General features: G+C 63.8%; 1 protein-coding gene. It reads left to right on the forward strand.

All coding sequences use genetic code 11. The annotated features are described in order from the left end of the window. A partial coding sequence (locus J8I29_RS29845) for a pyrimidine/purine nucleotide monophosphate nucleosidase domain-containing protein (RefSeq protein WP_209434451.1) occupies positions 1 to 246 on the forward strand: 246 nt, incomplete at both ends.

Genomic DNA, 246 nt, shown 5'->3' on the forward strand with positions numbered 1-246 from the left:
CGCAGCGTCGTTACCGGATCATCATCGACGACCCGGTGGAAGTCGCGCGGGAAATGAGCGAGGGCCTCAAGCGGGTCAAGCAGTTCCGCCGCGAGCGCAACGATGCCTATCACTTCAACTGGCTGCTGAAGATCGACGAGGGCTTCCAGCGCCCGTTCGATCCAACCCACGAGAAGATGGCAAGCCTCCAGCTCGGGCGCGATGTGCCGGCGCACGAACTGGCGGCGAACCTGCGTCGGGCGTTTT

Origin of the sequence: Labrys sp. LIt4, assembly GCF_017813775.1 — a bacterium.
GTDB lineage: Bacteria > Pseudomonadota > Alphaproteobacteria > Rhizobiales > Labraceae > Labrys > Labrys okinawensis_A.